This is a genomic window from Herbaspirillum sp. Her4, from assembly GCF_057961335.1.
Map to the genome: position 1 here is coordinate 4,116,556 of NZ_CM176330.1, position 20,852 is coordinate 4,137,407.

Here is a 20,852-nt window from a genome sequence, read left to right on the forward strand (position 1 = left end):
CCTGCCGACGCAATATAGCAACGGCGATTTCAGCGGCGTTATCGAAATTCGGCAAAACTGCGCGGCTTGCCCGCCGCCCCGTCGATCAAGGAGCCTGTCCATGCCCACTCTCGCACTGTCCCAAGCTGACACACCTGCCACGCACAGCCAGCGGGCATTGCGCACCGCCATCGCGCGCGACGTGGATGAGCATGCGCACAACCTGACCGATTGGGAGCAACGCTACGACCAGATCACCTGCGGCGCTTTCGAAGGCGTGCTGCAGGAATGGCAGAGCAGCGGCCTGCAGATCTTCCGCGAGGCCAGCAGCCGCGCGGTGCGGCAGTCCTGCCAGGTGTGGCCGGACGCCTTCTGGTTCGGCATCGAGGTGCGCACCAGTGGCATGCGCATCAACGGCCGCCAGGTCGGCGAGGATGTGGTGATGACGCGGCCCGGCGCCTGCGAATTCGAACTGGTCACGCCGGAGGCACACGAGATCTATGGCATCGTGGTCCAGCGCGATGCCCTGCAGTCCAGCGCGGCACGCCTGGGCTGCATGGCATCGCTGGACTGGAAACGTCTGGGCCAGGCAGAGTTGCTGAAAGTCGATCACCAGGGGCTGGAGGAGTGCCGCCAGCAGATCGCTGCCCTGCTGACCCTGGCCGGACAGGCCAGCGGTGCGCAAGCGCACGCCGCCCTGCAGCTGCGCCAGGAAGCGGTGCTGGTGGCGCTGCTGGCGATGCTCGATGAAGGCGAGATCGAGGCTGAAGCGGGGGCCAGCTTCCTGCGCCGCCGCCGCATCGTCAACGATGCGCGCGAGTTCGCCATGGCGCATCAGGACAGTCCGGTGACCGTGCCCATGCTGTGTGAAGCGGTCCATGTCAGCCGCCGTACGCTGCAATACTGCTTTGAGGATGTACTGGGCATCAGCCCCATGAGCTATCTGCGGTCGCTGCGCCTGAACGGCGTGCGCCGGGCCCTGTGCGAAGGTGATGGCAGCCAGGCCGTGGGCAGCATCGGCGACATCGCGGCCGCCTGGGGCTTTGCCAATTTCAGCCAGTTCTCCTGCGATTACAAGAAGCTGTTCGGGCAGACGCCGTCGGCCATGCTGCAGGCACGGACCCGGCACTGATCGCCACCCGCCGGTACGATAAAACGAGAGGCATGCACGACCGGCCATGCCGCAACGAGGTATATTCTGCACATATGCATTCGCATGCAAGCCTGCACTTGAACCTATGGCACGCCGATGGTCCGCTTAGTCCCCCTGGTCCGCTCAGTCCGATTTTCTGCCCTGCTCATCGCCGCCTTGTGGGCGTTGCCAGCAGCAGCCGAGTCCTCATCGTCCTCCCCGCCCGCCCCTGCGCAGGCGCGTCAGGCGCTCTCGCTGAGCAGCACGCCCTACACCATGGCCGTCTATGCCAACGCCGATCTGAACAATCTCCCCAGCCATGTCGAGCGCGCCGTCATCATAGTGCACGGGGTCAAGCGCAATGCGGTTGACTACTTTGCCCTCGGTCAACACCTGCTGCAGCAGGCAGCGTTGACTTCAGGCAATACACTGCTGCTGGCACCCAACTTCATGGCCAGCAAGGATGCCGGTCTCTTGCCGGGCATGCCGATCTGGGCCGGCAACGGCTGGATGCAAGGAGCAGCCTCCATTCGAGGCGTCACGGGGATCAGCAGCTTCGCGGCACTGGATGACCTGGTGCGCTGGCTGGCAGAACCCCGGCGCTTTCCCGACCTGCGCGAGATCGTCCTGATCGGCCATTCCGCCGGGGCCCAGCTGATGCAGCGCTACGCCTTGCTCAATCCGGTCACGGAGACCTTGCAGGCCGCCGGGATTCAGGTGCGCTACATCATTTCCAGTCCTTCGTCCTATCTCTACGTGAGCCCGGAACGTCCGCAGGCAGGCGCATTCGCGGTACCGGCAGCGGCCTCCTGCCCGCATTACGACCGCTACCGTTACGGTCTCGTCGAGCCTCCCGCTTACCTGGTGCAGCAGCATCTGGAGGCGCGCCAGCTATGGGCACGCTATGCGGCTCGTGACGTGCGCTACCTGGTGGGCGGGCGTGATGTCGATCCGCAGCATCGCTTCCTCGACCGCTCCTGCGGCGCCGCGCTGCAGGGACCGACGCGGCTGGCGCGGCAACTGGCGTACCGGGACTATGAACAGTTTCTGGCCGGGCAATGGCAGATCCCGATACACCATCCGCAGCAGGTGATTCCGGACGCGGCCCACGGGGCGCCGCGCTTGTATCGTTCTCCGCTGGCGCCGGGCCTGATCTTTGCGCAGCCCGCGCAGGAGCCTCCGGCTCAGCACTAGGCTTGTGGGGGCAACGCCTCTCGCAGATTGCATGGGAACAGGCTCCAAAGCACTGGCAGTGAACCCGGAGAGACGGCACAATGCCGGCAGCCCAAGCCCGACAACGAGAACACAATGACGGCCAGCCAAGACGACATTTTCTCCCTGGAAAACTTCGAGTACCTCTGTTACGCGCGCCAGCAGGAACCTGCGGCACGGGAACTGGTGCGCCTGCTGCAACTGATTGACCGCCAGTATGGCCAGCTGGCCGGCAAGTTTTCGCTGCAGGTCTCCCCGGCCGTAACCCAGGCAGAACTGGAACAGCACACGCTGACCCGCATCACCGGTGCCATCTCGGCCCTGCTGTCAGATCCCGGCTTTCACCTGAGCCCCAATGGCTTCGGTCAACTGATCCACTTCCAGCGCTGGCTGGCGGCCCTCTTCGGTGCCAGCCACTTCATCAATGCCGACCACATCCTGCGCTCGCTCAACTTCGGCGGGCCACAGGCCCAGGTGTTCGAGGTCAAGCCGCTGGACCTGGTGAAATTCTGTCTGCTGTATTCGCCCGAGTCGGAGTTGGCACTGGATGTGGAAGCCCTGTGGGCGCAAAACAAGCCGCTGGCCGCCGCCCTCTTCCTGGCGCTGATGTCGCCGCGTTTTCTCGGTACGCCGGCGGCGCACTCCAAGCGTGAAGCGCTGCTGCAGTGGCTGCCTGACCGGCTGCCCGAGCTGGAATCGCTGGACGGCCTGCCGGTGGCCGTCCTGCATGATGTCTACATGCACTGCAGCTACGCGGACCTGCCGCAGCGCCATCGCATCAAGGGCGCAATCAACCAGCTGCTGCGCAGGAAGCTGGATGCCGAAGGGCTGGACGACCTTTCGCAGACCGGCGATGCACGCGTCAATGGCAAGCCGGTGATGCTGGTCTTGCTGGAATGGTTTTCGGGCGGGCATTCGATCTATCGCACCCACTCCAAGACCCTGGAAGCGGCGCGCCGTCATTTCCACGTGGTGGCCCTGGGCTACGCGGCCAATACCGACGAACTGGGCCGTGCCGTCTTCGATGAATTCATCACGCTGGCGCAGCCGGGCAATCTGATGGCCAGCCTGCAGACGCTGCGCGAGATTGCCACGGCGCACCGACCGCGGGTGTTCTACATGCCCAGCGTGGGCATGTTCCCCATCACCATGTTCGCCGCCAATCTGCGCGTGGCGCCCTTGCAGGTGGCGGCGCTCGGGCATCCGGCGACCACCTGCTCGCCGCGCATCGACTACATCAGCGTGGAAGAGGATTTCATCGGCGACCCGGCCTGCTTCAGCGAGCAACTGCTGCGCCTGCCTGCCGACGGACAACCCTACCGGCCCTCGGCCGTGCCCTTCATCGTGCCGCAATTGCAGCGGCGCAATCAGCCGGTAGTGAACGTGGCCGTGGCCGCCACCACCATGAAACTGAACCCGCGCTTCCTGATGGCCTGCCAGCGCATCGTGGAATTGTCGGCGCAAGTGCCAGGTGGTGCGGCGCGCGAAGTGCGGCTACATTTCCTGGTGGGGCAGGCACAAGGGCTGCTCTATCCGCAGCTGCAACGGCTGATCCTGCGCTACGTTCCGAGCGCGCAAGTCTATCCGCACCAGCCTTACCAGCAGTACCTGTCGCTCTTCAACCAGTGCGACATGTTCCTGTCGCCCCTGCCCTTCGGCAATACGAATGGGATCATCGATGCCTTCACGGTAGGACTGCCGGGTGTCTGCAAGACCGGGCCGGAGGTTTTCGAACACATCGATGAGGGGCTGTTCCGCCGTATCGGACTTCCCGACTGGACCATTGCCGCCACGCTGGACGACTACATCCTGGCGGCAGTCCGCATGGCGACCGACTATGCTGCGCGCAGTGCGCTGTATGCGTTGCTGGCCGATCCGCAAGCGCTGCAACGACTGTTCGAGGGACGGCCCGAATCGCTGGGCGATGCGCTGGCCGCACTGTGCGGCGAGGCAGCGGGCGACTGAGCCTCAGGCGGTGGCGAGGGGTGCTGCCTGTTCCGGCGGCAAGGCAGCCAGCGCGGGCAGGTCCAGGGCTGCGCGTCGTTGCTGGCAGGCGGGATTGGGTTGCCCGTCGGGCTCCCAGGGAGAGAATTCACGGCAGGTGCTGGGCCGCTGCGGGTAGATGCGGCATCCCACGCCCGGTTTGCCCAGCTCCCCGACCAGTGCGATGCAGCGGCCATGGCCGTTTTCCGTGCCTTTCATGCAGGCCAGCGTGTCGTTGACCTTGCTGGTGAGTTCCACCGGCACCATGCCGCCCAATCCATCGCTGAGTTCGCCGCAATAGAACGACACCCGGAAATGCGCGCAGCAGCCACCACAGGCAGTGCAAGGATTGTCGGGTGAATCGGCCATGTCGGTGAAGAGACGGTCTTCATCGACGATCCAGTGGAGGGCGGTGTTTTTCGGCATGAAGAAACGTAAGCAAAATGTCGGGCATATTCAAATGACATGCGCCGGCAGGCGAAGACGCGACTGCTTTCAGTCGTCCTCAGGCGGCCACTGCTGCGCGCCATGAAGAAGACGAATGACTTCGATCACACGTTGACGTGGCCGATAACGATAAACAGCAATGAAGGGAGTGCCACTGATGACCAACTCGCGGGTACCGTTTATGCGTCCGGCTCGCCCCAGAAGCGGATGCGCAAGAAGATGAAGAAGTTGATCTTCAATCTTGTCGCCCTGATCAATCGCAGCGCTGAGATTATGTTGAGCGATGTAATCGATCAAAGCATCGCGGTCAAGAAACGCCCTGGGAAGCCAACGTAAAATCAATCACTTCCCCCTCTTCACCTGCCTCAACAAATTGGCCCGTTTTTCGGACCAACTTGCCTGCGCTTGCTCCTGGCTTATCCATTGGGTCGCGGGATCATCGGCTTCGGCCAATCCCTGTTCCACTTGAGCGCGGAACCAGCGATCATGTTCGACGGCTTCATTGGCGTTCTTCATGGCTGCGGCGCGATCGGGCCGTGTACGCGCCAACGGCTTGAGCTCGGGATTCCAGTTGGAAATATCAAATGTGCCTACCATCAGGCCAAGCTTGCGCAACAAGGTAATGGCAGGAAGCGGATTGGGAAACGTACGCGGTTCATCGCTGCGCGCATGCGAAAGTACGGCTTCCGCATTGTTCTTGGTCGTAATCCGGACGTAGAACCCGCCGCCTTCGGCCTGCAACCTGACGGCAGAAACTCCGCCCGCCTCCGTTGCAGTACGCAATTGCTCAAGAGTCCAGCTTTGCATGATGACACCTCGGCGCGAGACCAATAATGATTAATTGTCTGCAAGTTTAACATAAAACGTGCGAATTTTTCAAGACTGAACTTGCATAAGTTGCCTTACCATCTCTGCGATAATCGGCAGCGCGCATCACTGCACACATCGGACCGACAATCTATCCTGGCGAAACACGACGGGTTCGCCTTATTGTGATGAGCTCAACGTCCAAGGATCTGAATCGGATTTCCACATGGCAGCCAAAGCCAAAGACCCGCTCTCTGCTATTCAGAAGACGCACTCCATTCTCTGGATGAGTCTGTGTTTTACGATCATCTTTATCGTCATGGGAAGCTATTCGTACTTCGAAAAGCCAATCGGACTTCCATGCAAGTTCGCCACGAGAACAGGCATTCTCAAGAAAACGGCCAACTCGGATTTCCTGCTGGATGGCACGCATCAATACGCACTTTCCTGGCCACTCCGCCACGGCCATGGGGGTGCATGGAACGCCTTGGAAAACGCCCGCAACGGCATGCATGTCCAGTCGCAGGTATGTGGGAATGACTTGGTGCGGGTGTTCCTGGAAGGTCGTGAGGTCTTCGTCATCCACTCACGAGACACGCGGGCAGAAAACGTCGCCAGTGCCAAACTGGCGTTCGGCATGGCTTTTTTCTGCCTCGTGTTGATGACCACGATGAGGTATCGATTGAAGCATTTGCGCGCCTGAGCTCGCAACTACGTTGCAGCGGCGATCGCCACACACCATACGAAATACACCCCTGTCCGGGGTTGCCGCGTCGAATCAGCTACCCTTGCGCTCCTTGAACACCGGCACGAACATCTCATGCCACACCGCGGGCTTGGTCTTGATGGTGCCGGCTTTGCCCATGAAGATCACGTATTGCATGATGTCCACCGGGGTGCTTGTGAACTCGGTGCCCGGGTCCGCCAGCATCTGCTCCACTTCTTCCTGCGGCAGCTTCAGCTTGGAGACGCGCAGGAAGATCTCGGCTGCGCCCTTGCGGTTCTTGGCGATGTAGGCGTTGGCCTCTTCCTGCGCGGCCATGAAAGCCTGAGTCAGCTTGGGATTCTTGTCGGTGAAGGACTTCAGCGCAAAGACCACGTCAATCGTAATGTGGCCCAGCACGTCGGTGGAATTCAACACACGGGTGATGCCCGGGGCCTTGGCTTCCTGGTAGGAAAACGGCGGCGAGGTGAAGTGCGCCGTGATCTCGGTCTTGCCCGAGACCAGGGACGCCATCGCTTCCGGATGCGACAGGCTCACCGTCAACGGATCCAGCTTGGCGTAGTTCTCGATGCCGAAGGTCTTGGCCGCCGCCATCTGCAACAGCACGGCCGACAGCGAAGTCTTGATGCCGGGAATGGCGATCTTGTCCTTGGGCGTAAAGTCTTTCAGCGACTTGACGTTGGGGTTGTTGGTATTGAGCCAGAGCGGCGAAGTCGACAGCGCACCCAGTCCCACCACTTCCGAACGCGGAATGCCATGCGCCTTGGACCACAGCGTCACGAAGCCCGGTGCGCCGGTGCCGGCGATGTCGAGGTTGCCGGCCAGCATGGCGTCATTGATGACGTTGCCGCCGTCGAGCAGCACCCACTTGGTCTTGACCTCGCCCAGGCCCATGGCCTTGGCGTGCTTTTCCACCAGGTTCTGGTCGCGGATCACCATCAGCGGCAGGTACAGCAGGCCGTAGCCGTGCGAGATGCGCACTTCCTGCGCTTCCGCGCGGGCCGTGCCGGATACGGCGGACAGCGCCAGGGCGCTGGCCATCATGAGGCTGGTGAAGGTACGTCGTTGCATGCTTGTCTCCTGAAGGTCGTCAGTTTATCGGTCTTGTATGGATCGTTGCGTGTTGATGTATGGCTTGCGCGGACCTTGTATGGAGGCAAGGTCCGCAGCCCGGCAGCTCAGTGCTGCATGCCCCAGCGGCGGATGGTGCGCTTCTCGATCTGGGCGAAGATCAGGTTCTCCACCACCAGGCCGATGATGATCACGCAGAACAGGCCCGAGAAGACATTGGCCGTTTCCAGCTGGTTGCGGTTTTCGAAGATGTACCAGCCCAGGCCTCCCGCTCCCGAGGAGACGCCGAAGACCAGCTCGGCCGCGATCAGCGTACGCCAGGCGAAGGCCCAGCCCACCTTGAGGCCGGTCAGGATGCTGGGGAAAGCGGCCGGGATCAGGATCGATTTCACCAGCGAAAAGCGGCGCAATCCATAGTTCTGGCCGACCATGCGCAGCGTGTTGGACACCGCCCGGAAGCCGCCATGCGTATTGAGCGCCACCGCCCACAGCACCGAATGCACCAGCACGAAGATGATGCTGCCGGTACCGAGACCGAACCAGATCAGCGCCAGCGGCAACAGCGCAATGGCCGGCAGCGGATTGAACATCGAGGTGAGCGTTTCCAGCAGGTCATTGCCGATGCGCGAGCTGATGGCCACCGTGGTCAGCAGCCCGGCCAGCAGGATGCCCAGGCCATAGCCGACCAGCAGGGTCTGCATCGACACGGCCGCACGCTGCAGCAGCACGCCGCTGCCGATGCCGGAGAGGAAGGCTTGCACCGTCTCGCTGAAGCTGGGGAACAGCAAGGCATTGTCCAGCCAGCGGCCATAGACTTCCCAGATCAGGGCCAGCACCAGCAGGATCACGGTCTTGCGCAGCCAGCCCATGCGATACAGGGACTCGAAGGCCGACAGCGGCCGCTGCACTTCGGCAGTGGCATGGGGATTGGGGTCCACCAGGATTTCCGGGCGGACGAAGGGCAGATTGGTTTGCATGATGAAGTCTCCGGCGCGGCTCAGTGATGGGCAAACAGCATGTCGTTGATGCGGGTTTCCAGTTCGGCCTGGGCAGCCGTTCCCAGCTGGCCGGGATCGATGCTGTTGAGTTCGGCGCGGACCTGGCCCGGATGCGGTGTCAGCAGCAGGATGCGGGTACCCACGCGGATGGCCTCTTCGATCGAGTGGGTCACGAAGAGCACCGTGAACTGGGTGTCGTCCCACAGGCGCAGCAGTTCATCCTGCATCTTGCGGCGGGTCAGTGCATCCAGCGCGGCGAAGGGTTCGTCCATCAACAGCACATCCGGCTCCATGGCCATGCCACGGGCAATCGAGACGCGCTGTTTCATGCCGCCGGAGAGCATGTGCGGATAGCTGTCGATGAACTTGGCCAGGCCGACCTTGCCGATGTAGTACTCGGCGCGTTCGGCGGCGGCCTTGCCTTGCAGGCGGCCACTGGCGTGCAGCGCGAATTCCACGTTCTGGCGCACCGTCTTCCAGGGCAGCAGCTGGTCGAATTCCTGGAACACCATCATGCGGTCCGGACCGGGCTCATGCACTTCCCGCCCTTTGAGACGAATCGCCCCCGAGGTCGGCTGCAGGTAGCCGCCGATGGCCTTCAACAGCGTCGATTTGCCGCAGCCCGAAGGACCCAGCAGGATGTAGCGGTCGCCCGGATGGACGTTGAAACTGACGTTCTGGGTAGCGGTGACCAGTGAATCGGTGGTCTTGTATTGCAGGGTGACGCGATCGATTTCCAACAGCGGACGCGATGGGTCGAGGATAGCCGCAGCTTGGGCAGGGTCGCTCATGCCAGTCTCCAAATGATTTATAAGAATTATTGATGCTGGAACGGATGCTAGGCCGCCAAGCTGTAACGAATCTGACTAAATCCTGACGTCTTCTTTTCGTGAGCGGTTCGGACATACAATGACGACCTGCCCAAGCAGCGTCCAACAGCTGCGGCATCGAAAAACAACACTGGAGATCCCATGCGCATCCTGCTGGTCGAAGACACTGCCGACGTGGCCGAGGCCATCGTTTCCCACCTGGCCCGCATCGGCCACACGGTCGAATGGGAAAGCCACGGCGGCCACGCCGCGCGCCGCCTGGGCGAGGCCTTCGACCTGCTGATCCTGGACGTGATGCTGCCGCAGACCGATGGCTTCGCCCTGCTGGAGCAATTGCGCGCGCGCGGCCAGCACACGCCGGTGCTCATGCTCACCGCCTGCGGCGAGATCGAAGAGCGCGTGCGCGCACTGGACCTGGGGGCGGACGATTACCTGGTCAAGCCCTTCGACTTCCGCGAACTGGAGGCGCGCATCCGCGTGCTCCTGCGCCGGAGCGGCGGCGAATCGACCAACCTGCTGCACTGTGCCAACCTGTGCATCGACCGCAAGAGCCGCACCGCCACGCTGGACGGCCAGCCCATCGAGCTGACCCGGCGCGAGGTGACGCTGCTGGAAATCATTGCGGCAAGGCCGGGGCGCATCTTCAACAAGGATGAGTTGATGGATCGCCTCTTCACGGTCGACGACACGCCCAACGCCAACACGGTCGAGCAATACGTGGCGCGCCTGCGAAAGAAACTGGCCGCTGCCGCCTTCGAAATCCGCACCCTGCGCGGCCTCGGTTATCAGCTGGTGTTGCACGCCCCGGCCGCCGGTGAAGCTTCCGCGTCCACCCCGGCCGCTGCCCTGCACTGATGCTGGGCCGTTCGCCGCACGTCGTCGCCGGACGCTCGCTCTACACGCGGCTGGTGGTGCGCGTAGGCGCGGTGCTGCTGGTGAGCGCCGCCGTGCTGCTCATCGCCATCTGGATCTCGACCCAGCTGGCCGCGCGCCAGGCCTATGACCGCATCCTGGCCGGCAGTGCCTTGCAGATCGCCGAAAACACCTGGTACGACCATGGCGAGGTCAATGTCGATGTGCCGCTGGCGGCGCTGTCGATGCTGGGCACCGGGGACCATGCGATCTATGCGGTCTTCGATCCGCGTGGCCGGGTGATCGCGGGCGATGCCGAATTCCGTCCGGAGATTCCCTGGAACGAGCTGGAACAAGGCCCGCTGTTGCGCGACGGCGATTATCTGGGCACGCCGGTGCGCATGGCCATCATCGGGCGGCGCATGCCGGTCGACAGCGCCCATCCTTGGGCCGTGATCGTGCTGGCACAGACCAACAACGCGCGCATGTCCTTTGCGCAAAGCCTGGGCGGCAAGGCGCTGGTGGTGATCGTGGCCATGAGCGCCCTGACGATTTTGGCAGCGATGTTCACCCTGTACCAGGCACTGGCACCGCTCAAGCGCATCGAGGCGGCCATCCGTGAACGGGACCTGAACGATCTTTCACCCCTGTCGTTAACCGTGCCTGCCGAGACCCATGCGCTGGTCTCGGCCATCAATGCCTTCATGGAGAGGCTGGTGGTCCACCGCGCCACCATGCGCCGCGTGATCGGCGATGCCGCGCATCAATTGCGTACGCCCGTCACCGCCCTGGTGGCGCAGATGGAACTGCTGGCCACCGAGCCTAGCGAGGAGAAGCGCCAACGCCACTTGGCGCTGCTGCGCGAGCGCACGCGCCACCTGGGCGCGCTGGTGAACCAGCTCATCAATCACGCCATGGTCCAGCATCGCAATGACAGCCGCCTGCAGGAACGCATCGATCTGGCCGACCTGGTGCGCTCGCAGATGACGGAAGTGCTTTCCAATCGCGCGCGCACGCCGCACGACCTGGCGCTGGATGTGCCGCCCCTGCCCTGCCTGATCCAGGGCGACCCGATTGCGCTGGGCGAGGCCATCAAGAACATCCTCGACAACGCCGTGCAATACGGTGCGCCGGGGCTGTTGCACGTACGGCTGGACAGCGATGGCCAGCGCCATCGCCTGAGCTTCATCGATGACGGGCCGGGGATTGCTGCCGAGGATTGGGAGCGACTGCGCAAGCCCTTCGCCCCGCGCGGAGAGAACCGCATGGGGGCGAGCCTGGGCTTGTCCATCGTGGAAGAAGTCATGCGCGCGCATGCGGGCGAGATGCGCTTTGCTTACCTGCCCGACGGGCATTTTGCGGTCCTGCTGGATTTCCCGGCCTGGCAGGAGCCGGCCTGAGGCGCTGAGCGCGAATCAGCGCCCTATTTCCATTCCAGGATCGCATTGCGGCGATCCAGCCAATGTACCTTCACACTGCCGGGTGTCACCTTGCGTGCCGCGCAGGCGCTGGCCGCGAGCGCGAAGGAGGCATCGTAGTAACGTCCGCTGGCCGACGAGCGCAACGGCGTCTGCGGCGCATTGCGGGCAATCCAGTCAGCCGCATTGGTGCGCAGGAAGATCATGCAAGCGCTGCCACTGGTCTCGGCTACCTGGCAGGCGCAGCTGTTGCCGGAGGTGGTGATGGGTTCGCTCAGCTGCGGGTTGCGATTCAGCGCATCCGGCACCGGGACAGGGACCGGTACCGGAACGGGCACCCCCTGCTGCGGACCGTAATGGCCGCCCAGATCGCGGGTGGTGACCTGGGCCGTGGCCGGCAGGAGCAGCGCACCCAACAGCAGCGGCAGGCATCGGATCATGTTCATGGATGGTGTCTCCTTGCTGGCATGAGGTGCGTTCAGGCGCGGGCGCGCAGGCGATACAGGCTGGTGGTTTCCTTGCTGCGCGCCGCATGCAGCGGATCATCGCGATCGACTGCCTTGCCGTGGCGCGGCTTGATGTCGTGCCGTGCCAGCACTTCCAACCCGGCCTGGGCAATCGCCTCGGCCAGCATGCCGGGGGCGCGCAAACCCAGGTGTTCGGCGAAGTCGGAGAGAATCAGCCAGCCTTCGCCCTGCGGGGTCAGGTGATCGGACAGTCCCTTCAGGAAGCCCAGCAGCATGCGGCTGTCCGGATCGTAGACCGCGTGTTCAATCGGTGAACTGGGACGCGCCGGCAGCCAGGGCGGATTGCAGACGATCAGCGGTGCGCGGCCGGAGGGGAACAGGTCGGCCTCCTGCAATTCGACCTGCGGCAAGACCCCCAGCCCTTGCAGGTTCTCGCGTGCGCAGGCCAGCGCGCGCGGGTCCATGTCGGTAGCGATGATCTTGCGCACGCCGCGCCGGGCCAGCACGGCGGAGAGCACGCCACTGCCCACGCCGATATCGAAGGCCAGTTCGGTCGAGGGCAGCGGGGCCTTGGCCACCAGGTCCACGTACTCGCCACGCACCGGCGAGAAGACGCCATACCACGGATGGATGCGGCTACCCAGCGCGCCGATCTCCACGCCCTTCTTGCGCCACTCATGCGCACCGATCAGCCCCTGCAGCTCGCGCAGCGAGACCGCAAAGGATGTGCCCTGCAGCGAGGGCGCATAGGCTTCGCGGCAGGCGGCCTGCACGTCGGGCGCACGGCGCAGCGGCACCACGAAACCGGGATCGACGGGAATGAGCAGCATGCCCAGGATGCGTGCGCGCTGCGCCTGCATCTGGCGATGATGATGGAAGGCTTGCGCCGGGCTCTCGGCGGTGGCCGCTTTGGATTTGCTTTTGGCCTGGGCGCGCTCGCGGGCGCGGTCCACACGTCGGCCCAGGGCTTGCAGCAGCTGGCGTGCATTCTGGAAGTCGCCGCGCCAGAGCAGGCCGGTACCCTCACAGGCCAGCTTGTAGGCGGCATCGGCGGCCATCTGGTCGTCCGCCTCGACGACGCGCTTGGGGGGCGGATTGCCGGCCTCGGAATGCCAGCGCAGTTGCTGTGAAGTGGCACCGGTGGTCCAGGTGATGAAAGCGGGAATGTCGTCGTGTATGGTCATGAATCAGGGGATCAGCGAGCGCGGCACAGGAAGCGCCGTGCAAAAACAGCCGCCAGTGTAACAAAGCATGGCCTGTGCGCCGCGCTGCCGGAACTTGTGCCCCGTGGCCGAACCCAAATAGCAGAACTTGATGTCGGGCAAAAACCCGGTGCTTTTTTTGCCGGCCCGGGCGCGATGCGCCTATGATGGAGCCGGTCCATCACCGAAGGAGAATCCATGAGCGAGCCCATGCAAACCCCAGCGTTCGACCACCAGCGCCTGCTGGACATGGTCGGCCAGTTCGAGGCGGAATTGCAGAAACTGCCCGCTGGCAGCACCGAAGCCGACCAACTGCGCGAAGACATCGCCCGTCTGCGCCAGCACCTGAGCGAACCGCAGCCGCATGCGGGACAGGTCGGCGATACCTGGCACTCCCTGCGCCGAGCCGCCGACAGCCTGGAAAACCAGGTGCTCAAAGACAGCCCCTACATCACCGAGATGGGGCGCATCATCGGGCTGATCTGATCGGTCAGCTCATGAACGGCTGCAACGGCCGATCACAAACCGCCTGTCGCTGGAATGCCGCAGGCGGTTTTGTTTTCAGGTGGTCGGTATCAATTCGATCATCTTGCATGCCTTATCCTTCAAAATCGGTGCAAATTATTCTGCCATAGCAGAATTTATCACTCACCTTCCCGAAATACGTTCCCCCGCAATGAAAAATTCTATTTTGATAGAATATTAAGTGAATTCATCCATTGAGAAACCTGATATTCTTCTATAGCAGAATACGGAGGGCATATGGCAAAGCCAGAATATTTTGGAAAAATCAACGACGCAGCAGGTTTCGGCGCTGCCATCCGGGCCGCACGTAAAGCAGCCGGGATGCGAATTGCCGACGTTTGCGCACTGGCGGACGTGTCCATCCAAACCCTGAGTGACATTGAATCGGGCAAGCCGACGGTAAGCATCGGCAAGATGCTTGATGTGGCGGATTGCCTGGGCGTTTCGTTCTTCTCGGTCTCGGCAGAGGAACGACACACTGCGGAGAAAGAACTCCCGCGCTTGTTCCCGGCGTGGCATCGATGAGCATGTTCCTCAACATCTGGATGAGTGGAGTGCGGGTCGGCGAGCTTTGGCACCACACCGATGAGAACCTGTTTTCCTTGCGCTACGACGATGACTGGACGCAATCCGGCCATGCCCTGTCACCGGCCCTTCCCTTGATTCGTCCCGAGGCAGAAAGCAGGGAACGTCACAGCATGGAGGTGCGCAATTTCTTCCAGAACCTGCTTCCGGAAGGAAAGGCGCTGGACGACGCTGTGGCCACTTACCATCTCTCCAAGGCGAACCTGGCGGGTCTGCTGCATGCACTCGGCCGCGAGTCGGCGGGCGCGCTGGTCTTCACCGCCAACGCCGTTACGCCCCACGACAAGGACGAGCGGCAAGCCAGGCGGCTGTCATCGGAGGAACTCTCGCAGCGCATCCGGGCCCGGCCAGAGCATCCTTTCACGGTATGGGATGGCCGGGTCAGGCTGTCCATCGCCGGTTATCAGGACAAACTGGCCGTCCTCCAGCAGGGCGATGCGTGGTTTCTGCCGGAAACGCTGCAACAGTCTTCCACCCACATCCTCAAGCCGGAGCCGGTCAGCCGGCAGCTCGCGGGCATGACCACCAACGAACTGATGTGCATGCTGCTGGCAGACGCGGTGGGCGTCAGGGCGGCTGCGGTGAGACTGGCGCACGTACCGGAGCCGGTACTGGTGGTTGAGCGATTTGATCGTGTCCGCGCCCGGGGGGACATGCAAGCAGCGCAGGCCGACGGCGCGCAAGTCTTGCGCCGACAATGCATAGACGGCTGTCAGGCCCTGGGACTTCCGGTCGACTTCAAATACGAACGCCCCTTTGGCGATGGCGATGACGTCAAGGAGATACGCGATGGCGCCTCGCTCAAACGCTTCTTCCGCTTGCTTGGTGACCGTGACCTGATGCACTCGACCGGCCCCGCCAAGCTTGGCTTCCTGCGCTGGCTCATCTTCCAGGTATTGATCGGCAATACCGATGCGCACGCCAAAAACCTGAGTTTCTTCAGCGATGCCAATCGGCTGGTCCTGGCGCCAGCTTATGACATGGTGTCGGGATTGGCGCTCATTGACGCTCAGGTGGCCGACCAACTGGCGATGGCTGTGGGCGACAATTTTGATCCGCGCACCATTCGTGCTTTCGACTGGGCCTTGATGGCGCATGAGTGCGCCCTTGCACCGAGGCTGGTCGTCAATGCGCTCAAGGAGCTGGCCACGCTCAGCCTGAAAAAATTGCCGGACATCTGCCACGAAGTGCTGGCGCAGGGAGGAGACCCGCGCATGACGCAGCGCGTGGCGAGCGTCGTGCAATCGCAATGCGAAGCAGCCTTGGCGTGTGCGAAGGATATCCTGACCGTCAATCCAGCCTACCTTTGATCGGACAAAAAACTGCCTGTCGCCGCCAGGGCGACAGACAGTTTTCTTTTTGGATCACTGCGTATCAATGCGCCGGCAGCGGAATCCATTCAGTCTCACCGGGAATATCCGGGAATACGTTCTTGTCACGGCCATTCCACGCCAGCTTGGCCGCTTCGATCTTCTCGCGCGAGGTCGCCACGAAATTCCACCACACGAAGCGCGGACCATCCAGCGGTGCGCCGCCCAGGATCATGAACACCGTTTCTCCCACGGCCTTGAGCGCCACTGCCGCACCCGGTGCCAGAATGGCCAGGGTACCCGGCTCCATACGCTCGCCGTCCAGCGTCACGTCACCACGGACCACGTAGACCGCGCGTTCCTGTACGTCGGCGGCAATCTCCAGCTCGGCCCCTTGCGTGGTGCTGCCCGCCACATACAGCGTCGGGCTGGCCGTGGCCACCGGCGAACTCACGCCGAACGCCGAACCCGCCAGCACATGCAGACGCGCACCGCCGATTTGCGCCTCAGGCATGTCTTCCGAGGCGTAATGACGGAACAGCGGCTCGCTCTCTTCCTGCTCGGCCGGCAACGCCACCCACATCTGCAGACCATGCACCGGCACCTTCTGCTCGCGAATATCGTCGGGGATACGCTCCGAATGGACAATGCCGCGTCCCGAAGCCATCCAGTTGACCGCGCCCGGGGTGATGCGCTGGACCACGCCCAGGCTGTCCCGGTGCATCATGGCGCCCGAGAACAGGTAAGTCACGGTGGCCAGGCCGATGTGGGGATGCGGGCGGACATCGCCTTCGGTGGTGCCGGCATCGAATTCCACCGGCCCCATATGATCGAAAAAGACGAAGGGACCGACCGTGCGTGCAGCCGCCGCCGGCAGCAGTCGCCGGACCGGGAAACCGATGTCGCGAGTCAGGCCGTGGATCTGGTGAAGAATGTTGCTCATGGTGCTCTCCTGTGGCGGCGGGCGCACTTGGCTGCCCGCCGCTGGGGTTCGGATGAATCAAGGGTTTAGAAACGACCCGCGCGGAAATCGTCGATGGCGGCTTCCACCTGTTCGCGAGTATTCATCACGAACGGGCCCCACTGGGCAATCGGCTCATTCAAGGGCTTGCCGGCAATCAGCAGGAAGCGGCTGCCCTGCTCTGCCCGCACCGTCACACCCGCGGCGCCCGCCACGTTGGACAGCACCGCCATGCGACCAGCCTCGGCGGCACGGGTCTCGCTGCCTGCCGCACCTACGGCCAGCTTGCCTTCATACACGTAGAGGAAGGCATTGTGCGTGGCCGGGATCGGCAGGTCCAGCGTCACGCCGGCTTCCAGCTTCAGGTCCAGATACAACGGCTCGGTGGTCTCGCGGCTGATGGCGCCAGCCACGCCAAAGGCGGTCCCGGCCAAGACGCGGACCTTCACGCCCGCTTGCGGCTCGGTCTCGGGGATACCTGCCGAGGGGATGTCCTGGTAGCCGGGATCGGTCATCTTGTCCTTGCCCGCCAGGTTCACCCACAGCTGGAAGCCGCTCATGAGGCCGTTTTCCTGTTCCGGCAACTCCGAGTGCACCAGGCCACGGCCGGCCGTCATCCATTGCATGCCGCCCGGTTCCAGCAAGCCTTCGTTACCGGCATTGTCGCGGTGGCGCATGCGGCCGGCCAGCATGTAAGTCACGGTTTCGAAGCCGCGGTGCGGGTGGTCGGGGAAACCGGCCAGGTAATCGCCGGGCTCGTCCGAGTGGAAGGCGTCCAGCATCAGGAACGGGTCCAGGCGGCGCTGCAGGTCGTGGGTCAGCACGCGGGTGAGGCTCACGCCGGCGCCATCCTGGGTAGGGATGCCGTTGACCAGGCGTTCGATTTGACGGGTGTAGGGGGTGCTCATGCTTGTCTCTCCTGTAGAGGCCCGCACGTCGTGGGCGCGGGCCGGTGAATCATGGTCGATGGTTGGAACGGGCGGTCATCAGGCTCAACGGCTCTCTTCCGGCTGGGCTTGCGGGTCGATCGAGGACACCAGCAACAGTGCACCGATCAGGGCCACGTTCTTGAGGAAGTGAATCATCTGGCCTTGGGCGGCAGCGCCTTCGAGCGTCCAGAAATGATGGGCCGACAGGGTTGCGCCGACGGTGAAGAGCGCAATCACCAGCGACACCGGACGCACGCCGCGGCCGGTCATCAGCAGCAAGCCGCCGCCGACTTCGACCAGGATGGTGACCAGCACGGCCAGGGTCGGTACCGGCAGGCCCAGGCTGCCGAAGTAGCCGACCGTGCCGGCAAAGCCGACGATCTTGAAAATGCCCGAAATGACGAACAAGGAAGCCAGCAGGACGCGGCCAATACGGAAAGTGGTGAAGTTGGTAATCATGGTAAGCCTCTCTGATGTTGGGTGAACGACGATGTTTGAATTGTGATGCCGTGTTGCCTTGAATCTTGTTATTGCCTGACGCCAATCTCTGACCGGCTCTCGCGCTGTGCTCTGCCCGGTGATGCATTCGCTGCAGCCAGTGACGACAGAATAGGCAAGTTCGCCTTCGGCTAAAACTGATTATCTTTTTATAATCACGATCTAAATTTTAGATATAGTTGGCACTTCGTCACTTCATCGTAGCTTGAGGGGTCTATGAATATTGAGCGTCTGTCGCTGGATCAGTTGCGGGTTTTCGTGCAGGTGGCCGACAGCGGCAGCTTCCTGGCCGCCGCGCGCAAGCTGTCGCGGGCGCAGTCGGCCGTCAGCTATGCCATCGCCACGCTGGAAGACCAGCTGGGCGTGCTGCTGTTCGACCGCAGCGGCTACCGGCCACAGCTGACCAGCCCCGGCGTGGCCCTGCTGGCCGATGCCCGGCAGGTGCTGGATCACGTGGATTCGCTGCAGGTGCGGGCCAATTCCTATGCGCGCGGGCAGGAACTTGAAGTGTCACTGGCGGTGGATGTGTTTTTTCCTACGGATTGTCTGGTGGACCTCCTGCAGCGCTTTCGCGTGGCCTTCCCGGCGGTGACCGTACGACTGGAGGTGGAAGCACTGGGGGCGGTGGCCGAGCGCGTCATTGACGGACGCTCCATGCTGGGCATCCTGGGGACACTGCCGACCACGCCGCCCAACCTGCTGCGCATCACGCTGCCCAGCGTGCAACTGGTGGCGGTGGTATCACCGGACCATCCGCTGGCCAAGGTAAAGGGAAGGATTTCCGAAAAGCTCCTGCAGCAGCAAACCCAGCTGGTGCTGTCCGACCGCAGCGAACTCACTGCGCGTCAGGATTTCTCGGTGCACTCGCGGCTGACCTGGCGCATGAGTGATCTCGGCACCAAGCATGCCCTGCTGCGTGCCGGCATGGGCTGGGGCAACATGCCGCTGCACGTGGTCAAGAATGACCTGGACCGCGGCCGGCTGGTCAGCATCAGCACCATCCACCATCCGCCGCAAGGAGCGGAACTACCGATCCAGTGTGTTTACAAACCGGACCATCCGGCTGGCCCGGCGCTGTCGTGGTGGCTGGATTCGCTGGCGGCATTGACGGCCTTGGCCCCAAGCGACCCGACGCAGACATGAATACAAGCCAAAGCTGATAATGTTGATTTATAGGATTAAAACGATAAAAACCAAAAACAAGACATTTCTTATATTGTAATTTTATCGCTCTTGCCCTATATTTTCCTCAACAGCCGCGCAGCCTGGCCATCCGCCATGCGCACCGTTGCGGCTGCATCCTTGCCTTGAGGACAGCTCCATGGCCAACGATTTTCCCATCAGCCTCTCCATCCAGTTGCGCGAGCATCTGCGTGCCTTGCGCAAGCAGCGGCACATGACCCAGGCGCAACTGGGCGAGCGCATCGGCATCAGCCAGGCGCGCATTGCCGAGATCGAAGCCAATCCGGGTGCAGTGAGCGTGGAGCAGATGCTGTTGCTCCTGTCGACACTGGGGGCCGGTCTCAAGCTGCATGTCCACGCGGCAGACAAGCCGGTCCATGCGGTCGGGGAAGCGGGAGCTGTCTACATCCCCTCACGCAAACAGGGCTCCTGGTAATGCTGCATGCCTGGATGAACGGTGAGCTGGTCGGTACCTGGAGCGTGGAACGCCAGGTGCATCGCTTCCGCTATGCGCCCACGTGGGTGCGCTCGTCGCATTTCCGTCCATTGTCGCTGTCCCTGCCGCTGACCGCCTCGGGCGAGCTGCGCGGCGACAGCGTGCGCAACTATTTCGACAACCTGCTCCCGGACAACGCAGATATTCGCGAACGGCTGCGGCAACGCTATCGCCTGCCCTCCACTGAAGTCTTCGACCTCTTGCAGGCCCTGGGACGCGACTGCGTCGGCGCCCTGCAACTGCTGCCACCGGACCAGGAACCGCAAGGCTGGCGCAGCATCCACTGCGAGCGTCTGGATGAGGCGATGCTCGAACAACTGCTGTATGCCCTGCCCTTGTCTTCCCCCCCGGCCAGCGCACAGGAAGATGCGCTGCGCATCTCGATCGCAGGTGCACAGGAAAAGACCGCTCTGACCTGGCATCGCGGCAAGTGGTGCCGTCCTCTGGGGGCCACGCCGACCACCCACATCATCAAGCTGCCGCTGGGCCTGATCGGCGGCGTGATGCAGCGGGTCGATGCGGGCGACTCGGTCTACAACGAATGGCTGTGCTCCCGCATCCTGGCAGCGATGGGTCTGCCGGTGGCCCCGGCGCGGGTGGAACATTTCGGGCGACATACGGTGCTGGCGGTGGAGCGTTTCGACCGCGTCAGGATGAAGGAGGGCTGGATCGCCCGCCTGCCGCAGGAGGATTTCTGCCAGGCCTTCGGCCTGCCACCGACGATGAAGTATGAAAGCCAGGGCGGTCCCGGCCTGAACCAGTGCCTGGGCCTGCTCAATGCCAGCAGCCAGGGCGGCGACAAGACGTATTTCCTGCTGGCGCAACTGGCCTTCTTCCTGCTGGCGGCCACCGACGGCCATGCCAAGAATTTCTCGCTGCACCTGCATGCGGGCGGCCGTTACGAGATGACGCCGCTGTATGACGTGCTGTCGATGTGGCCCTACTTCGGCAAAGGGCCGAACCAGTTCCGCGCCCGGCAGGCCGGTCCTGCCATGCTGCTGCGCGGACGCAATCCGCATCGCCACTTCCATACCATCGAAGCCCGCCACTGGCGGCAGCTGGCCTTGCAGCACGGCGGTGAACCAGTGTGGCAGGCGATGCTGGCGCTGGTGCAAGGCGCCGAGCATGCCCTGGCGGTGGCCGAAGGCGAACTGCCGGACGACTTCCCTGTACGCACCTGGGAGCGCATCCGCGAGGGAGTCCGACACCACCAGGAACGTTTCCTGCGCGGTGTGGGGCAGTAG

General features: G+C 63.0%; 23 protein-coding genes. 12 read left to right on the forward strand and 11 right to left on the reverse strand.

All coding sequences use genetic code 11. The features are described from left to right. The first annotated feature begins 100 nt into the window (after positions 1–100). The 3 genes from ACWFUC_RS18615 (at position 101) to ACWFUC_RS18625 (ending at position 4,288) form a co-directional block, all read left to right on the forward strand. The gene (locus ACWFUC_RS18615; RefSeq protein ID WP_489622969.1) at positions 101–1,111 is read left to right on the forward strand and encodes a helix-turn-helix domain-containing protein; all 1,011 of its coding nucleotides are present in this window, start codon (positions 101–103) and stop codon (positions 1,109–1,111) included. 117 nt (positions 1,112–1,228) lie between these two features. Further along, positions 1,229–2,305 (forward strand): alpha/beta fold hydrolase, encoded by a 1,077-nt coding sequence (locus ACWFUC_RS18620; protein ID WP_489622970.1) that lies wholly within the window; start codon positions 1,229–1,231, stop codon positions 2,303–2,305. A gap of 114 nt (positions 2,306–2,419) precedes the next feature. Further along, positions 2,420–4,288: a peptide transporter gene (locus ACWFUC_RS18625; protein WP_489622971.1), complete on the forward strand. Its 1,869-nt coding sequence runs from the start codon at positions 2,420–2,422 to the stop codon at positions 4,286–4,288. Between the two features lie 3 nt (positions 4,289–4,291). Here ACWFUC_RS18625 and ACWFUC_RS18630 read toward each other — a convergent pair whose 3' ends face one another. The 3 genes from ACWFUC_RS18630 to ACWFUC_RS18640 all read right to left on the reverse strand — a co-directional run bounded on the left by ACWFUC_RS18630 (position 4,292) and on the right by ACWFUC_RS18640 (position 5,560). Next, positions 4,292–4,732, reverse strand: coding sequence for a YkgJ family cysteine cluster protein (locus ACWFUC_RS18630; protein WP_489622972.1), 441 nt, complete (start codon positions 4,730–4,732; stop codon positions 4,292–4,294). A 69-nt stretch (positions 4,733–4,801) separates the two neighbouring features. Next, positions 4,802–5,095, reverse strand: coding sequence for a type II toxin-antitoxin system RelE/ParE family toxin (locus ACWFUC_RS18635; RefSeq protein WP_083859711.1), 294 nt, complete (start codon positions 5,093–5,095; stop codon positions 4,802–4,804). Further along, entirely contained in the window at positions 5,096–5,560 is a 465-nt protein-coding gene (locus tag ACWFUC_RS18640; RefSeq protein WP_034335887.1) for a hypothetical protein, read from the reverse strand. 226 nt (positions 5,561–5,786) lie between these two features. Between ACWFUC_RS18640 and ACWFUC_RS18645 the strand changes: the two genes are divergently transcribed. Then, a complete protein-coding gene (locus ACWFUC_RS18645; protein ID WP_134136470.1) occupies positions 5,787–6,263 on the forward strand; it encodes a hypothetical protein in 477 nt (158 codons plus the stop codon). A gap of 75 nt (positions 6,264–6,338) precedes the next feature. On the opposite strand, the gene ACWFUC_RS18650 is transcribed toward ACWFUC_RS18645, so the two are convergent. The 3 genes from ACWFUC_RS18650 to ACWFUC_RS18660 all read right to left on the reverse strand — a co-directional run bounded on the left by ACWFUC_RS18650 (position 6,339) and on the right by ACWFUC_RS18660 (position 9,144). Continuing rightward, the gene (locus ACWFUC_RS18650) at positions 6,339–7,355 is read right to left on the reverse strand and encodes an ABC transporter substrate-binding protein (RefSeq protein ID WP_310837699.1); all 1,017 of its coding nucleotides are present in this window, start codon (positions 7,353–7,355) and stop codon (positions 6,339–6,341) included. A 107-nt stretch (positions 7,356–7,462) separates the two neighbouring features. Next, on the reverse strand, positions 7,463–8,332 hold the full coding sequence (locus ACWFUC_RS18655) for an ABC transporter permease (RefSeq protein WP_489622973.1): 870 nt from the start codon (positions 8,330–8,332) through the stop codon (positions 7,463–7,465). A gap of 20 nt (positions 8,333–8,352) precedes the next feature. Continuing rightward, positions 8,353–9,144, reverse strand: coding sequence for an ABC transporter ATP-binding protein (locus tag ACWFUC_RS18660; RefSeq protein WP_134136471.1), 792 nt, complete (start codon positions 9,142–9,144; stop codon positions 8,353–8,355). A gap of 180 nt (positions 9,145–9,324) precedes the next feature. On the opposite strand from ACWFUC_RS18660, the gene ACWFUC_RS18665 reads away from it, so the two are divergent. Together ACWFUC_RS18665 and ACWFUC_RS18670 are read left to right on the forward strand one after the other, a co-directional pair. Further along, complete coding sequence (locus ACWFUC_RS18665; RefSeq protein ID WP_134136473.1) at positions 9,325–10,038, forward strand: response regulator transcription factor; 714 nt, start codon at positions 9,325–9,327, stop codon at positions 10,036–10,038. Further along, a complete protein-coding gene (locus tag ACWFUC_RS18670) occupies positions 10,038–11,435 on the forward strand; it encodes a sensor histidine kinase (RefSeq protein ID WP_489622974.1) in 1,398 nt (465 codons plus the stop codon). Before ACWFUC_RS18665 ends, ACWFUC_RS18670 begins: the two co-directional genes overlap by 1 nt. Before the next feature lie 23 nt (positions 11,436–11,458). Here the strand turns inward: ACWFUC_RS18670 and ACWFUC_RS18675 are convergent, their stop codons facing one another. Beyond that, complete coding sequence (locus ACWFUC_RS18675; RefSeq protein ID WP_134222540.1) at positions 11,459–11,899, reverse strand: hypothetical protein; 441 nt, start codon at positions 11,897–11,899, stop codon at positions 11,459–11,461. 32 nt (positions 11,900–11,931) lie between these two features. Then, positions 11,932–13,104 (reverse strand): 50S ribosomal protein L11 methyltransferase, encoded by a 1,173-nt coding sequence (locus ACWFUC_RS18680; protein WP_489622975.1) that lies wholly within the window; start codon positions 13,102–13,104, stop codon positions 11,932–11,934. Positions 13,105–13,332: 228 nt separating this feature from the next. Here ACWFUC_RS18680 and ACWFUC_RS18685 point away from each other — a divergent pair, with 228 nt between their 5' ends. The 3 genes from ACWFUC_RS18685 to ACWFUC_RS18695 all read left to right on the forward strand — a co-directional run bounded on the left by ACWFUC_RS18685 (position 13,333) and on the right by ACWFUC_RS18695 (position 15,542). Further along, on the forward strand, positions 13,333–13,608 hold the full coding sequence (locus ACWFUC_RS18685) for a hypothetical protein (RefSeq protein WP_286864230.1): 276 nt from the start codon (positions 13,333–13,335) through the stop codon (positions 13,606–13,608). A gap of 276 nt (positions 13,609–13,884) precedes the next feature. Next, complete coding sequence (locus ACWFUC_RS18690; RefSeq protein WP_489622976.1) at positions 13,885–14,172, forward strand: helix-turn-helix domain-containing protein; 288 nt, start codon at positions 13,885–13,887, stop codon at positions 14,170–14,172. Continuing rightward, positions 14,169–15,542 (forward strand): HipA domain-containing protein, encoded by a 1,374-nt coding sequence (locus ACWFUC_RS18695; RefSeq protein WP_489637257.1) that lies wholly within the window; start codon positions 14,169–14,171, stop codon positions 15,540–15,542. The genes ACWFUC_RS18690 and ACWFUC_RS18695 overlap by 4 nt, the downstream gene beginning before the upstream one ends. A 64-nt stretch (positions 15,543–15,606) precedes the next feature. Here ACWFUC_RS18695 and ACWFUC_RS18700 read toward each other — a convergent pair whose 3' ends face one another. The 3 genes from ACWFUC_RS18700 to ACWFUC_RS18710 form a co-directional block, all read right to left on the reverse strand. Continuing rightward, positions 15,607–16,485, reverse strand: coding sequence for a pirin family protein (locus ACWFUC_RS18700; protein ID WP_286864235.1), 879 nt, complete (start codon positions 16,483–16,485; stop codon positions 15,607–15,609). Between the two features lie 65 nt (positions 16,486–16,550). After that, complete coding sequence (locus tag ACWFUC_RS18705; protein ID WP_489622978.1) at positions 16,551–17,411, reverse strand: pirin family protein; 861 nt, start codon at positions 17,409–17,411, stop codon at positions 16,551–16,553. Between the two features lie 84 nt (positions 17,412–17,495). Beyond that, positions 17,496–17,891 carry a DoxX family protein gene (locus ACWFUC_RS18710; protein WP_121045636.1) on the reverse strand — a complete coding sequence of 132 codons (396 nt, stop codon included), beginning with the start codon at positions 17,889–17,891 and terminating at the stop codon, positions 17,496–17,498. Between the two features lie 255 nt (positions 17,892–18,146). Between ACWFUC_RS18710 and ACWFUC_RS18715 the strand changes: the two genes are divergently transcribed. From ACWFUC_RS18715 to ACWFUC_RS18725, 3 genes are all read left to right on the forward strand, one after another. Beyond that, positions 18,147–19,073: a LysR family transcriptional regulator gene (locus tag ACWFUC_RS18715; RefSeq protein WP_402708332.1), complete on the forward strand. Its 927-nt coding sequence runs from the start codon at positions 18,147–18,149 to the stop codon at positions 19,071–19,073. Between the two features lie 178 nt (positions 19,074–19,251). Further along, entirely contained in the window at positions 19,252–19,548 is a 297-nt protein-coding gene (locus ACWFUC_RS18720) for a helix-turn-helix transcriptional regulator (RefSeq protein WP_489622979.1), read from the forward strand. After that, entirely contained in the window at positions 19,542–20,852 is a 1,311-nt protein-coding gene (locus ACWFUC_RS18725) for a HipA domain-containing protein (protein WP_121045639.1), read from the forward strand. Before ACWFUC_RS18720 ends, ACWFUC_RS18725 begins: the two co-directional genes overlap by 7 nt.

Excerpts from the sequence above, each read along its gene's own strand:
- ACWFUC_RS18700 (WP_286864235.1), bottom strand. The coding sequence starts at position 16,485 with ATGAGCAACATTCTTCACCAGATCCACGGCCTGACTCGCGACATCGGT.
- ACWFUC_RS18625 (WP_489622971.1), top strand. The coding sequence starts at position 2,420 with ATGACGGCCAGCCAAGACGACATTTTCTCCCTGGAAAACTTCGAGTAC.
- ACWFUC_RS18695 (WP_489637257.1), top strand. The coding sequence starts at position 14,169 with ATGAGCATGTTCCTCAACATCTGGATGAGTGGAGTGCGGGTCGGCGAG.
- ACWFUC_RS18640 (WP_034335887.1), bottom strand. The coding sequence starts at position 5,560 with ATGCAAAGCTGGACTCTTGAGCAATTGCGTACTGCAACGGAGGCGGGC.
- ACWFUC_RS18645 (WP_134136470.1), top strand. The coding sequence starts at position 5,787 with ATGGCAGCCAAAGCCAAAGACCCGCTCTCTGCTATTCAGAAGACGCAC.
- ACWFUC_RS18630 (WP_489622972.1), bottom strand. The coding sequence starts at position 4,732 with ATGCCGAAAAACACCGCCCTCCACTGGATCGTCGATGAAGACCGTCTC.
- ACWFUC_RS18710 (WP_121045636.1), bottom strand. The coding sequence starts at position 17,891 with ATGATTACCAACTTCACCACTTTCCGTATTGGCCGCGTCCTGCTGGCT.
- ACWFUC_RS18660 (WP_134136471.1), bottom strand. The coding sequence starts at position 9,144 with ATGAGCGACCCTGCCCAAGCTGCGGCTATCCTCGACCCATCGCGTCCG.
- ACWFUC_RS18705 (WP_489622978.1), bottom strand. The coding sequence starts at position 17,411 with ATGAGCACCCCCTACACCCGTCAAATCGAACGCCTGGTCAACGGCATC.
- ACWFUC_RS18715 (WP_402708332.1), top strand. The coding sequence starts at position 18,147 with ATGAATATTGAGCGTCTGTCGCTGGATCAGTTGCGGGTTTTCGTGCAG.
- ACWFUC_RS18720 (WP_489622979.1), top strand. The coding sequence starts at position 19,252 with ATGGCCAACGATTTTCCCATCAGCCTCTCCATCCAGTTGCGCGAGCAT.
- ACWFUC_RS18620 (WP_489622970.1), top strand. The coding sequence starts at position 1,229 with ATGGTCCGCTTAGTCCCCCTGGTCCGCTCAGTCCGATTTTCTGCCCTG.
- ACWFUC_RS18685 (WP_286864230.1), top strand. The coding sequence starts at position 13,333 with ATGCAAACCCCAGCGTTCGACCACCAGCGCCTGCTGGACATGGTCGGC.
- ACWFUC_RS18670 (WP_489622974.1), top strand. The coding sequence starts at position 10,038 with ATGCTGGGCCGTTCGCCGCACGTCGTCGCCGGACGCTCGCTCTACACG.
- ACWFUC_RS18665 (WP_134136473.1), top strand. The coding sequence starts at position 9,325 with ATGCGCATCCTGCTGGTCGAAGACACTGCCGACGTGGCCGAGGCCATC.
- ACWFUC_RS18655 (WP_489622973.1), bottom strand. The coding sequence starts at position 8,332 with ATGCAAACCAATCTGCCCTTCGTCCGCCCGGAAATCCTGGTGGACCCC.
- ACWFUC_RS18680 (WP_489622975.1), bottom strand. The coding sequence starts at position 13,104 with ATGACCATACACGACGACATTCCCGCTTTCATCACCTGGACCACCGGT.
- ACWFUC_RS18690 (WP_489622976.1), top strand. The coding sequence starts at position 13,885 with ATGGCAAAGCCAGAATATTTTGGAAAAATCAACGACGCAGCAGGTTTC.
- ACWFUC_RS18650 (WP_310837699.1), bottom strand. The coding sequence starts at position 7,355 with ATGCAACGACGTACCTTCACCAGCCTCATGATGGCCAGCGCCCTGGCG.
- ACWFUC_RS18615 (WP_489622969.1), top strand. The coding sequence starts at position 101 with ATGCCCACTCTCGCACTGTCCCAAGCTGACACACCTGCCACGCACAGC.
- ACWFUC_RS18675 (WP_134222540.1), bottom strand. The coding sequence starts at position 11,899 with ATGAACATGATCCGATGCCTGCCGCTGCTGTTGGGTGCGCTGCTCCTG.